We start from the raw sequence: 12601 nt of genomic DNA, 5'->3' as shown, positions 1-12601 counted from the left end.
CTTTATCTTTATCTTTATCTTTATCTTTATCTTTATCTTTATCTTTATCTTTATCTTTATCTTTATCTTTATCTTTATCTTTATCTTTATCTTTATACGCTCTTACGCTTTTTATGCTCTATACGCTCTTTACGCATTTAGGGAAAGCAGCATAGCGTACTTTCCCTTGCTCTTTCCAGCCCACCCCCGTTGGGTAGGCTGGTTGTCTTTTGTTGTTAGCCCTTGCTTGTCAGGTTAGGACGGAACGGAGAGGAATTTTGGAACTGGAGAAGCGTCAGCGTTCGCCTTTATCCTCGGAATCCTACCGCGAAGGCGGTTTAATTCAGGGATTCCGAGGATAACAGCGATCGTAAGTCCAAACATTCCGCGTAGTGCAGCCCTCTCCTAACCTCCCATCCTCTTTTAGCTAACATAAAAATAATCAACCAGCGTACACAACAATATCACCATACTGATCACCTGATTCAGATTATAAGAAGCCACCTTCATCATCTTGCGATTTGAGGGCTTAATAATCTTATGCTCCGTCATTAGGAGCAGCGTAGCGATGCCGATTCCCACCAGATACATCCAGCCAAGATCACGCCATAAGTAGAGGAATAGCAGCAGCATTACCATAATAAAATGCAGGCCCTTCGAGATTAGCAGAGCATTCTCCAGACCGAAGAAACTCGGGATGGACCAGAGGCCATGCCGTCGGTCAAAATCAATATCCTGTGTGCCGTAAATAATATCAAAGCCAGCGATCCAGAGCATCACGACAGTACCAATAACAAACGGTGTAAAGGCGATGTTGCCCGTCACGGCAAACCAGGCACCAATCGGTGCTGAGGCAATGACAAAACCTAAGTAAAGATGGCTAAGAAAGGTAAATCGTTTCGTGTAGGAATAGCTGGATATCAACACGATCGCCACTGGCGACAGCAACAGGCAGAGCAAGTTCAGCATGCCAGAGGCTACAATAAACAAAGCATAGTTGATGATGACAAATAGGACGACTTCTTTCTCAGCAAGCAGCCGTTGCGGCAGATGCCGATGTGCCGTACGTGGATTCTGTCCGTCAAAGGTCCGATCAACCAGGCGGTTAAAAGCATTGGCACCATTACGCGCCCCAATTAGGGCTATGAGTCCCCACAACATTAGATGGCCTGATGGCCAGCCTCCTGCCGCCCATACCATCGATATGATCGCAAATGGCAGCGAGAACAGGGTGTGTGAGAACATGACCAGTTCGCTGAACATTTTTAGTTTAAGAGCAGTGTGTTTAAAAGCATTGAATATAGCCATAGCAATCTTCCTTTATATTCATTTCCTGACATCTGCAGAGGCTTGAAGCAGCACTTCATTCAGTACAGTAATCATACCATCAATATCTGCTGCTGTAATGATCAACGGGGGCTGAAAGGCCAGCACATTGCGGTTGATCCCGTTTTTGCCGATCAGGTATCCACGGTCCTTCATCTCTTCCAGTACGTAATCAGTAAGCAATGCTGCATCAGAAGTACCTGTACCTATTAATTCCATGCCCAACATAAGGCCGGTTCCCCGCACATCGGCAATCAGTACCGGATAACGTTCCTGAAGAGACTTCAGGCCTGCCTTTAGCCGGTCCCCCAGCTGTGCTGCACGCTCTGGAAGGTGCTCATCCCGAATATAATCAAGCACAGCGAGTGCCGTAGCCGCAGAGACAGGATTTCCTCCAAACGTAGAGGCCGATGGCCGGTTTAAGGAGAGGGCAATTTCATCCGAAGTCGCGAAGGCCGCAACCGGAACTCCGTTGCCCAGAGCTTTTGCCATACTTATAATATCTGGAACTACATCGAAATGCTCCATGGCGAACATAACGCCTGTACGACCGAAACCAGTCTGGATCTCATCCGCAATGAGCAGGACACCATATTGGTTCAGCAGCGCCTTTACCTCACGGAAGTACCAGGACACCGGCATGATCATGCCTCCATTACCCTGAATCGGCTCCACGATCATTGCTGCTATAGTATTACCTTTTTCTTTTAGGACGCGTTCCAAGCTCTGCAAAGACTGGGTGGCAGCCTCTTCTAACGTAAGCCCAGGCTGATACGCCCGCTCGATAAAGGCAACATCCTCATCCAGATACTTATCTGTTCTCCACATTGGCAGCCCAGTTACACTCATCGTAAGATTCGTTCGTCCGTGCAATCCACTCTCCAGCGCGATAAAACCTTTACGCCCTGTATGCATTCTCGCCAGCAGCAGAGCACCTTCATTGGCCTCGGAACCGCTATTCACAAAAAAAGTCCGGCGCAAATCTCCAGGCAGTAACTCCGCTAGCCGCTCGGCTAGATCCACACTTGGCTGGGTAAGATACACAGTCGTCGTATGTTGTAGCTGCTGCAGCTGTGCTATTGTCCGCGATGTAATCGCAGGATTACAGTGGCCACAAGCCACTACTGATACCCCAGCAAAAAAGTCCGTATACTCCTTACCCAGTTCATCATAGACAAACTGCATACTTCCACGTACCAGCTGTGGCGAGTTTTTGTAAAAGTGTACGGTACAAGGATAGAAATATTGCTTACGCTTGGCGGCGACTGCTTCTCTTCCAATGAATTCTTGTTGTTCCAAAACGGTTCCCTCGCTTTCTGGCATAAAAGATATTAATCTGTCCGATACTTTGTGAAAATAATAACTTATAAGTGCAACAATTACTGCTGGCTCAATTATATACTGCTTATTTTAAATTTAAAACATTAATTAAATTGTAGCGCACCTAAGGTATAACCCGCATATACAGGCTTCAATCCGCCCAGCATATCCTCTTGATCATTAGATCCATTAATTGCATGCTGATAAGAAACAATAATAGAACGCAGCTGCTCAGCACTATAAGTTGCTCCTTCAATACGGAAGCTAGAAATGCCCAATCCACTCATCTCAGCCAGCATAGGCAAATAACAAAGCTCCTTGGCGAACAACAAATGGTTGCGGCCGTATTGGTCACGATAGACCGGATTCTCACCCTTATCTGTTTTTAATACCAATACCTCATTGCTTACAAAAAGATTATCTTCCTCACCAATCGGCTCCATCACCTCGGTATTCTCATACAGGTCATGCTCCATATACATCAGCGCCGGTGTGCCATGAACGATAACTTCCAGCGGTAGATCGGTCAGCGAGGTAAAAGCAGCAAAATGCTCCATTGTCATCTCTGGTGATACTGTAATTTTGCTCAGCCCTAGATTCGCATATAGTGTGGCAGATAGATGATTATATACGTTCAGATTGGCATCCCCGATCATAGGGTACCCTGCCGTTTTGTAACGACGAAGTGCACCCAGATTGGTAACCAGCAGCCCGTCAATCGGCAACCGTTCTCCACCCAGTAATTGATCATATTGTTCGAAGTGCAGTTCTGTCATCATCCGCGGCATCCCGAGGTATAGCTTGGTATTCCCTTTTAGGTTTCCTAGTATTTTAATATCCCGCTTCGTAAAAGGTTGGTCTGGTTCGTACACATCACCCGGCAGGTATAAATGTTCTACTCCCAGCTCCAGCACCAATCTAGCCTGCTCCATGTTATTCACACGTACCGCCAGCTCAGGCTTCACTCTCTCTGGACGTTTTTCTTTCCCCAGCCGTTCCCGCAGCTGCTGTACACGACCCTCAGACAACTCGCGTTCTTCTGTTGGTGTACTGAACACTTTTCCCGTACTATAGAACTTGCCTGTACCCTCGTAACGACGGTTAATGTTGCTTAGTCCAGGCTTTCCAAAAGCATAGGCCGTGGAGAAGTCACGCTTGCGGTTATTAAAGAGCTCCTTGGAACCAACGGTACGGTCAAAGCCCAGGGGATCTTCAATGTAACGGTCAATCGCCTCACTATAGCTGTTAGCCAGCGAAACCATAAATTCCTTTTCACGCATCCGGCCTTCAATTTTGAAGGAAGTAATGCCTGATTCAATCAGCTCAGGAAGATATTCGTACATGTTCATATCCTTTACGGCCAGCGGATATTCCGCCGGGAATACATAGCCTTCTCTCTTAATCCGGTAATCCCACCGACATGGCTTCATACATTTGCCCCGGTTGCTGCTCATGCCGAATACCTGAGAGCTAAAATAACAATTTGCGCCGTGCACAGAACACATATCGCCATGAATGAAATATTCCAGTTCCATTCCGCTCTGCTGCCCCAGCATTTTCGCAGTCTTCAGATCCATTTCGCGTGAGGTTACCACCCGGCTAACGCCCAGATCACGAAGTGCATGCATCATCTCCAGGTTGTGCACATTCATCATTACCGAGGCGTGGATAGGAACGGAAAGCTCCATCTCGCGAATCAGTTCAAGCACTGCCATATCCTGCACAATCAGCGCATCCGGACGAGCCCCATCGAGAAAACGCAAATACTCACGCGCCTCTTCCACATCATCCTCACTGAACAGGTTGTTGACGGTGACATATACTTTCTTATCTAGGCGATGGGCGATATCAAGTGCCTCTACAATTTCCTCATGAGACAAGTTATACCCCTTGCGCATCATTCTCATATTAAGTACTGGACCCCCAAAATAAACGGCATCACAGCCCGACTGTACAACTTCCTTAAAAATATCAAATGTGCCCGCCGGAGCAAGCAGTTCGATCTCTTTGCCATTAAAATAACGTGCCATTCTTGTTGCCTCCCAAAAGTTTTGTAAAGCATAGGCTTCACTGTTCTCACTTCGTACAAAACTACTTCGTAAGCAATCGCTAAGTTTTGTAGCATACGCTACATGGATTACTTCGCAAAACTACTTCGTAAGCAGTCGCTAAGTTTTGTAGCATATGCTACATTGGATTACTTCGCAAAACTACTACACTAACGAAACTGCAACTCCCATAACGACAAACATGATAACAAAAACAGTATCAGCAGCGCCCCACCTTAAACGGTGATACTGACTGCGCGGTGCATCCATGCGGAAGCCACGGGCCTCCATGGAATAGACCAGATCCTGTGCGCGCCGAAACGCGCTGGTAATAATGGGCACCAGCAGCGAGACGAGCATTCGCCCCTTTTCCTTCAAGGGCAGCTCATTCAGATCGGCACCGCGTGACGCCTGTGCCTTCATAATGATCTGCGCCTCATCGAGAATCGTAGGAATGAAACGAAGCGCAATGCTGAGCATAAGCGTAATCCGGTCCGGCGACAGCCCAAGTTTTTTGAACGGAGACAGTATGCCCTCCAGACCCTGATTCAGCTTCCCAGGCGTTGTCGTGAAGGTGAGCAGCGCCGTAAAAGTAATGAGGAACAGCATGCGAATGACCGCAAATGACCCCAACCGCAATCCCCCATCATGAAGCGAGAGTGAACCGATGGACAACCAGACTGAACCTTCTTTAACAGATAGCAGCTGCACGATAAAAATAAATAACATCAAGTAACGCAAAGGCTTAGCCGCTTTGAGAAAATATTTAAGGGGAATCCGTGTAGAAATCATCACAGCAATTGAAAATAGGGCCAGTAGCGCCATCGCCATCCATGAACGGGACAGTAGTATAACGGCTACATATAATAACATTCCGGTGATTTTGGCTCGGGCATCCAGCTTGTGCACCCATGAGCCAGTCTCGATACTGCGGCCCAGCAGCAGCTTATCATTCATGCGCATCCCTCTTTCCTGCGGGCAGTGAAGCTATAAGCTCGGCCAAACTCTCCGCGGTCAGGCGGGGATTCTCGCCGTCCAGACCGAAGCGATCAGCAACTGCCCTCCAGTAGCGAAGAGACTGCGGCACGGTTAACCCGCACCGCTCCAGAATCGCAGGATCAGCAGCAAGCTCTTTGACGCTCCCCTGAAAGGCAGTGCTGCCTTCATTAAGCACAATCCAACTGTCTGCGTAAGGCAGCAGCTCGTCCATCCGATGCGTCACGATAATAATCGTCCGGCCTTGCTCCCGGCACAACCTCACCAGCAGCGCAATTAGCTCTGCGCGGCTAATCGGATCAAGCGTTGCAGTGGGCTCGTCCAGCACAACAACGTCTGGTTCCATTGCAAGCACTGAAGCGATTGCCGCCTTGCGCATTTGACCGCCGCTTAACCGAAACGGGTTGCGGTCCAGCAGTTTTAAATCCAGGCCCATATCATTCATAGCCTTGCGAGCCCGTTCTTTGGCCTCATCCAGACTCATACCGAAATTAAGCGGCCCAAAGCAGAGGTCCTTCTCTACTGTCTCTTCGAACATTTGCTGCTCCGGAAATTGAAAGACCAAGCCCACCCGGCGCCGCAGCGGGAACAGTTTGGGAGACTTCTCACCAGCCTTGATAGTAACATCGAGTACTCGAACCGTGCCTTGTGTCGGCTTGAGAATTCCGTTAAATAGTTGTAGCAGAGTCGATTTGCCGGAGCCCGTTGCACCGGCAATACCCACGATGGAACCCTGCTTAATGCTGAGATCAATGCCATGCAGCGCGGTCTGCTTCCATAGACTCCGCTCAGCGTAGGTATAGCTTACTTGCTGTAGTTCTATGGCCATAACGTGTCTATTAGCTCCTTTTCACTGGCGGGGACATCAATCTGTATACCCCGTTTCTGCAATTCATGAGCAAGGCCCCAAGCATAAGGCTCCTGTAGGTGACAACGCTCCAGAAGCTCCGCATTCAAGAACAGCTCCGCCGGCGTAACATCTGCAACCAATCCGCCCCCTTGCAGCGCAAGCACCCGATCCGTTGCCAGAATCTCATCCGCATCATGGGTAATCATCAGGATCGTATACTTCCCTTCCGCACGCATATCGTGCAGGATACCCATCAGTTCATCACGGCTCCCTTCATCCAACATGGAAGAGGCCTCGTCAAAGATGACGATGCCTGGCTCCATGGCTAGAATAGACGCGATTGCTACACGCTGTTTCTGACCTCCCGACAGTTCTCCCGGGTGTTTAGCCAGCAGATGATCTATTCCCAACCGCTGTGTGTAAGAATGCAGACGACTCTCCATCTCCGCATGTGATAAACATAGCCCTTCCAGACCAAATAATATATCTTCCTCAACGGTCGCTCCGATAAACTGATTATCAGGATTCTGGAATACCATCCCAATGCTCTGTCGAATGTAACCGATCGTTTCCTCTTCCAGCTTTTGACCACAGACTACGATCTCTCCTGCGCTTTTAGGCAGCAAGGCGTTAAGCAGCTTAACAAGCGTAGACTTTCCACAGCCATTAGGGCCCACAAGACATACCCACTGTCCCTGCGGTATGGTTAAAGTAATATTCTGGAGAATGGGGTGTTCTGGACTATACCCAAAGGATACCCCCTCCAGAGAGATTACTGTTTGGTTCTCTCCAGCTTCCTTATCTTGGTCCTTGGACGTTTCATTCATGCTAGTCATCCTCCCGCTGCTGTGACCGGTCAGTCCAGAAATTCTTCAAATATCGCTATTTTGGACAGAGATGCTACCAGATAACGAACGGCGAAGCCGACGGCAATCCCTGTTACCACCCCAGTGATGAGCAGAATTGGCAAATAGTATAAAATACTCAGTGAATTAAACACTAGGGATGCCGCCAAAAGCTGGCCGGTATTGTGCGCCAGTCCACCGGCGATACTGATACCGATGACGCTGAACTTCTCGCGTCCCCACCGAACCAGCAGGAACATTACGACAAAGCTGAGTAACGAACCGGACAAGCTGAAGAGCAGACTGGAGAAAGTACCGAGCAAAAATGCGGTAAGCAAAGTCTTCAGGATAACCAGCAGAAATGCGTCACGTCCGCGCAAGAAGAAAATACAAGTCAGAATCATAATGTTGGCAAATCCCAGCTTTGCGCCAGGCATCAGCCCCATCCCCACTAATGGTATCTGTGCTTCCACAATACTCAGTACTACAGCCACTGCGGCAAAAATGGCAATGATTACTGTCCTTTTTAAGACTGTTGCTGATTCACTACTGGACATAGGCATCTACATCATCCTCCCCCGATACACTAGCGATCTCCACTAATACTCGGTGCGGCAAACAGACAATCGTCTGTTTAGGCAGGGTAATAAAACCAAAACCAAGGCATATCTTATCAGGGCAATCGGCATCATACATTTCAATCCCGTAATCATGCACCTTCAAAATGTTATAGCCACGTTCTGTGCGGATATCAACTGTTTGTTCTTCTTCTGTAAGTTTTACTGTTCGAAATAGCTTGCCATCTACCATCACATTGGCTACACGATTCTTGCCAGCCCCATCTTTATCTTCATTGCCCGAAAACCACTTCGGTACGAGAAAAGCGAGCGCAGCAACCAGGACGATAGAAATCAGCAGCACATCTGCGCGTTTCATAGAAATCTCCCTTATTTTTTAATTAAAATCCAGACTTATTAATTATAACGGTCTGCATTCAATCCTTCAATGAATGTAGTCGTTAATTGTCGTTTTTAAAGACCAGTTCACAAAATAGGCACGCAAACTCCCCCCAAAGTGGAGCTCTTGATTATGAGCTCTTTCTTAAGCACTTTGCGGGGAGCACGCAAACCTATAATACCTTACATTTCATCCAGCTTGTCCCGGATACTCCGTTTTGTTTGATTTATAATTTTTCCCGAAATACCCTAAGAATAATCCGGCAAATTCAGGGATACACTTCCTACCGCGATTACAGCGACAATGGAGCCGAACAAATAATTACGAATTTGTTTCTTCAAAAATGCTGCGTATAAATTCATCCGTCCCTCCGTTTCCAGCCTCATACTAGTTAATATAGAATTTGTATTTTGAATATAGTTGTGCTATAATTAATTAGTATTTGATTTTCCGTATATTTATCCCCATCAAGAAGATGTCAAGCCGATTGTTATCTTTAATACTTTTATCGGCATTTTGGACACAGAATCTTACGTTTTCTTGCAGTACTCTTCCTTTTTATGAGATTAAATTCAAACATAGCATTCCGATTCACACTGGCGCGGTCAATGGAGCCGCAAGGGCAAAAGAGAGGTAGGGCTTTTGTCGTATTGGAAGGATTATTCTCGCCACACGGCTGCTGGAAATAAACTAGGAATTATTACACCCGTTATCACGAACGGCGGGGGATTAAATATAACGAGAAAACTTGGTTGAGCTGTTCTTTATTAAAGGAAGCTAACCATGTGTGGAAAATATAAGAGCCCGATAACCGCTTTATAGCGGATATCGGGCTCTGTCTACGTTTCAGAGCTATACTACATAACGGACAACAAAACTACTCACTTTGCTTACATAACCTGCCTTATCCGTATCATACGCCAGACCGTGCCCTGCCTGTGGGACTATGAATTTCTCCTTTGGACTGGGGCATGCCTCGAACAACTTATCCAGCATCGTATACGGCACGAAGGTATCCGTATCCCCGTGAATAAACAGAATGGGCACCTTTGCCTTCCGCACCTGCTTCAGTGCAGACGCTTCACCGAAGAAATAACCGGCCTTCAGCCGGGTGACCAGACTAGCGCTGTGTACGAACGGAAAACTAGGCAGCCGGTACATGCGTCGCAATTGGTAAGACAGCTGCTCTTTCACCGAGGTATACGCACAATCGGAAACTATGGCTTTTACTTGTGGCGGCAAGGCTTCACCGGAGGTCATCAGTACCGTAGCTCCACCCATGGATACTCCGTGCAACACAATCTGTGCATCCGGACCTGTCTCTTCTATAACATATTGGATCCATTGTAAATAATCATGGCGCTCCGGCCAGCCAAATCCAATATAATTCCCTGCACTTTCCCCATGCCCTCTGGCATCGGGAATTAGCACATTAAAGCCCAGATTCTCGTAATATAATTTCGCACAAGCACCCATATCTTTGCCTTTACCGGAATAACCATGTGCAATTATAGCTGTACGACCTGCTGCACGCTCAGAAGTTAGTAAATAACCTCGCAGCTTGAGGCCTTCATGTGAAAGGATATCTACATTTCTGAAGTTCTGGCGGGAGACCCACTCCTGCCCTTCTCCCCAAGAAGCACCGGCAACCGGAGTCTCTACCTTTAAATCTGATGTTTCACTCAGAAATTTCTTGGGCGCCCGCTTAATTGCAATCCCGTAGAAAAAAAATCCAGCGTACGTTACCGCCCCGGCAATAATGATAATAACCGCAATAATATCCACGAGCCACATCTATACTATCACCTGTCCTTCCTCTACAAATCTGATACCATTTAATTTCAGCATAGTATAACACGACATTAGCGCGAAACAGAAATAATACAATGTCTGAATAGTTCCGATCCCGCTTATACTGAATTCACGTTCAATATGCCGTCCATTACAATTCGAAAAAGAGCCACTCCCGGAAATTGTTACTCCCGAAAGCAGCTCCTCATTTAAGCAACTAGTGTCTGCTAGGCTCACTCTTTAACGTTTGTGCTTGGTTCTTCTCGCCACTCTGCTGAGCAGTAAACCTACACCCGTAAGCGTCAGACCTGCAATATAATAAGGTGCTGGGCTTGATTCCCCCGTTTGTGGCAGCTTTTCTTCAACAGCTACATTACCCAGCGGAATCTCATCATCTATGATGATCTCATTCCCAGGCGTTGGGCCTGCTGTGGGTTTAGGAGTAACCGTAGGCTGCGGCGATTTGGGCGGCGAGGCTGTTGGCGTCACAGGTGAAGCCGTAACTACGGGTCCCAAAGGAACAGGTTCCTCATCAATTACTGTATCATTATCCACAATCGTACCGATAACTGTAGAGGTTGTAGGGGTTGGCAGTATAAAAAACGGACCTACGTTCGGTGTTGGCGTTGGCGTTGGTGTTGGCGTCGGCGTCGGTGTTGGCGTTGGCGTCGGTGTTGGCGTTGGCGTCGGTGTTGGCGTTGGCGTCGGTGTTGGCGTCGGCGTCGGTGTTGGCGTTGGTGTTGGCGTCGGTGTTGGCGTTGGCGTTGGCGTCGGTGTTGGTGTTGGTGTTGGCGTCGGCGTCGGCGTCGGTGTTGGCGTTGGTGTTGGCGTCGGTGTCGGTGTTGGTGTTGGCGTCGGTGTTGGTGTCGGTGTTGGTGTTGGTGTTGGTGTTGGTGTTGGTGTTGGTGTTGGTGTTGGTGTTGGTGTTGGTGTTGGTGTTGGTGTTGGTGTTACTGTCGGTGTTACTGTCGGTGTTGGTGTCGGTGTTTCTGTTGGCGTTGCTGTTGGTGTCGGTGTTTCCGTTGGCGTTGCTGTCGGTGTTTCTGTTGGCGTTGCTGTCGGCGTCGGTGTCTCTGTTGGCGTTGCTGTCGGCGTCGGTGTCTCTGTTGGCGTTGCTGTCGGCGTCGGTGTTTCTGTCGGTGTTGCTGTCGGCGTCGGTGTTTCTGTTGGCGTTGCTGTTGGCGTTGCTGTCGGTGTCGGTGTCGGTGTTTCTGTTGGCGTTGCTGTTGGCGTTGCTGTCGGTGTCGGTGTCGATGTAGGGGTTGGCACAGGATCATCACCAGTGTAGAGCCCCAAGTGCATTTCTACTTCCCCATTAAATGATTTGGCGATTAAAGTGCCGTAAAGCTCAGCACTGCCATAGGTAACTGTTGCTTTAGGAGCTAGGATTGTACCTTTAAATGTGGTGTGCTCAATATTGAGCGAAGTGGCCTCATAGAAATTAAATATGACCTTACTTGGTTTGCCATCCCACATTTGAAAGCTGGGCACGTGAACCGAATTACCACTTATATTGATAATAAGCGTTGCATCATTAGCGATATTGAATTGTATACCCGTGGCACTCCCTAAAACTGAAGCATCCAGATGAACAATATTAACTGCATCCGGGGCGTTAATATGAAGAGTCCCATAATTATTTACGACGGGATGTGTCTCTGATAAAGCTCCATACTCTGCAGAGCGGTCAAGCAAGAATTGCTCTTCGGCAGCAAAATTGATTGGCTGTGCCTTTCTTGTTCCCCCCATAAAGTTAACACTTGGGGTATTAGCTACGAGATTCCCCCCATAAACCGCAGTTCCATGAACCTGGCCGCTGTTAATATAAGTGAGATTGTTACCCGCAATCAATACATCGCCACTTGTAGCAGAGTCATACGCACGACCCACTCCGTAATTCTCCAGCTTAATATTTCCTCCTGCCGCAAGACGCCCCTCAATCTGATCATTCTTTTGCTCAAAATCATTAAATATAAATGCATTAAAATTACCCGCGATACCTAATACAGGTGTAGATGTGTAGGGCATTACAAGTGCATCTGCCCTGATGATTCTGTTAAAAATAACTAGATTCCCCACAACCAATGTCCCTGCCAGTACCACTGAAAGCGCCGCTGTTAATCTCTTGTTCAAGACATCCTACCTCCCATTCATTCATAGAAGTTTACTGATGATAAACAACAAAAAGACCACCAAGAAGGAGAATTGCTCTCTTCATGGCAGTCGGACGATCATTGCGCTTCGCAGCGCTTTAGATTCCTGGACTTTGCGTCCCGCCCTTTCGGACAGTTTGCTATTATACATGACGGTATATATTATGGTAAATCGAGTTATAGAACTATTACTTTTGAACTAATTTTAGTTTATCGTGCTTCTCCAACACATGTCAATACTTTCCTTTTTAAAATTATTTCGACAACACAATTAATTTCCTGCGTATCCTATCCGACAAACCTAATTAAAACCTAAAAAAGCGCCAAAAGGCGCTT

General features: G+C 47.5%; 10 protein-coding genes and 1 riboswitch. All 10 genes read right to left on the bottom strand.

Annotated elements, in window-relative coordinates; genetic code table 11:
- Positions 1 to 402: 402 nt before the first annotated feature.
- The 10 genes from GJB61_RS20815 to GJB61_RS20765 all read right to left on the bottom strand — a co-directional run bounded on the left by GJB61_RS20815 (position 403) and on the right by GJB61_RS20765 (position 12245).
- The gene (locus GJB61_RS20815; RefSeq protein ID WP_154120938.1) at positions 403 to 1287 is read right to left on the bottom strand and encodes a UbiA-like polyprenyltransferase; all 885 of its coding nucleotides are present in this window, start codon (positions 1285 to 1287) and stop codon (positions 403 to 405) included.
- Positions 1288 to 1305: 18 nt separating this feature from the next.
- Positions 1306 to 2628: an aspartate aminotransferase family protein gene (locus tag GJB61_RS20810; protein ID WP_154120937.1), complete on the bottom strand. Its 1323-nt coding sequence runs from the start codon at positions 2626 to 2628 to the stop codon at positions 1306 to 1308.
- A gap of 101 nt (positions 2629 to 2729) precedes the next feature.
- Positions 2730 to 4655 carry a peptidase U32 family protein gene (locus GJB61_RS20805; protein ID WP_154120936.1) on the bottom strand — a complete coding sequence of 642 codons (1926 nt, stop codon included), beginning with the start codon at positions 4653 to 4655 and terminating at the stop codon, positions 2730 to 2732.
- A 183-nt stretch (positions 4656 to 4838) separates the two neighbouring features.
- Positions 4839 to 5630, bottom strand: coding sequence for an energy-coupling factor transporter transmembrane component T family protein (locus tag GJB61_RS20800; RefSeq protein ID WP_154120935.1), 792 nt, complete (start codon positions 5628 to 5630; stop codon positions 4839 to 4841).
- Positions 5623 to 6498, bottom strand: coding sequence for an energy-coupling factor transporter ATPase (locus tag GJB61_RS20795; RefSeq protein ID WP_154120934.1), 876 nt, complete (start codon positions 6496 to 6498; stop codon positions 5623 to 5625). The genes GJB61_RS20800 and GJB61_RS20795 overlap by 8 nt, the downstream gene beginning before the upstream one ends.
- On the bottom strand, positions 6489 to 7346 hold the full coding sequence (locus GJB61_RS20790; RefSeq protein WP_154120933.1) for an ATP-binding cassette domain-containing protein: 858 nt from the start codon (positions 7344 to 7346) through the stop codon (positions 6489 to 6491). The genes GJB61_RS20795 and GJB61_RS20790 overlap by 10 nt, the downstream gene beginning before the upstream one ends.
- Positions 7347 to 7375: 29 nt before the next feature.
- The gene (locus GJB61_RS20785) at positions 7376 to 7927 is read right to left on the bottom strand and encodes a Gx transporter family protein (protein WP_154120932.1); all 552 of its coding nucleotides are present in this window, start codon (positions 7925 to 7927) and stop codon (positions 7376 to 7378) included.
- On the bottom strand, positions 7911 to 8300 hold the full coding sequence (locus tag GJB61_RS20780; RefSeq protein ID WP_154120931.1) for a NusG domain II-containing protein: 390 nt from the start codon (positions 8298 to 8300) through the stop codon (positions 7911 to 7913). The genes GJB61_RS20785 and GJB61_RS20780 overlap by 17 nt, the downstream gene beginning before the upstream one ends.
- Before the next feature lie 873 nt (positions 8301 to 9173).
- Positions 9174 to 10115, bottom strand: coding sequence for an alpha/beta hydrolase (locus GJB61_RS20770; RefSeq protein WP_154120929.1), 942 nt, complete (start codon positions 10113 to 10115; stop codon positions 9174 to 9176).
- 237 nt (positions 10116 to 10352) lie between these two features.
- A complete protein-coding gene (locus GJB61_RS20765; protein ID WP_154120928.1) occupies positions 10353 to 12245 on the bottom strand; it encodes a choice-of-anchor A family protein in 1893 nt (630 codons plus the stop codon).
- An 82-nt stretch (positions 12246 to 12327) separates the two neighbouring features.
- A riboswitch (cyclic di-GMP riboswitch) is annotated at positions 12328 to 12417 on the bottom strand.
- Between the last annotated feature and the right edge of the window lie 184 nt (positions 12418 to 12601).

Source organism: Paenibacillus monticola, from assembly GCF_009664975.1.
GTDB classification, from domain to species: Bacteria; Bacillota; Bacilli; order Paenibacillales; family Paenibacillaceae; genus Paenibacillus_AQ; species Paenibacillus_AQ monticola.
This window is presented reverse-complemented; position numbering and strand designations above follow the sequence as displayed.